Below are 620 nucleotides of genomic sequence, written 5' to 3' on the forward strand. Positions count from 1 at the left end.
GTCATTTTGTCAGAACGATCGAAGTCTGATGGCAGATATTTTTTTAAAAAAAATATTGCGTAGTTTGCAGCAATTGCATATTTTTGTGGTCAAAATTTGGGAGTGTTAATCGAACCATTGTGGAACTGCGACACCACAGCGTCGCCATAAACAAAAATTTTAATTTTAGTCTTGTGTTAATCGAACCATTGTGGAACTGCGACACACGCAAGTGCAGTGGGTAGAAAGAGGCGTCAATCCTCCATGTGTTAATCGAACCATTGTGGAACTGCGACCGCTGCAAAGGTTTTGTCTTTGCGGCTATTTTTTTGTGTAAGCCTATTCTGTTTTGCATAAAAGACAGTTCCAAAGTGGTTGAAGGTTAATTTTTGGGGTGTTCCGTTCACAACCGAATGCCCTACATCGGCTATGCCCCGCATTTGTAACATTTTACTCCTGCATGGCTCATATAACTCAACCTTAAATACTTTATGCAAAGTTTTAGCTTGTAAGTAATTGTACTTCAAGCTCAAACAAGGTAAAGACATAACTGCATAGGTCATCTGCGTGAGGGGCATGGAGCATGCCGTTAGGCAGTGCGAAGCGTTAGCGAAGCACCGAAGCGAAGCGCAGTGCGGAAT

General features: G+C 42.1%; 1 protein-coding gene. It reads right to left on the bottom strand.

Annotated elements, in window-relative coordinates; translation table 11 throughout:
* Positions 1-248 precede the first annotated feature (248 nt).
* Positions 249-620: hypothetical protein (locus tag NZ519_14110; protein MCS7029886.1), on the bottom strand; the 372-nt coding region annotated here is incomplete at its 5' end.

This window comes from Bacteroidia bacterium (assembly GCA_025056095.1).
Taxonomy (GTDB): Bacteria; Bacteroidota; Bacteroidia; order JANWVE01; family JANWVE01; genus JANWVE01.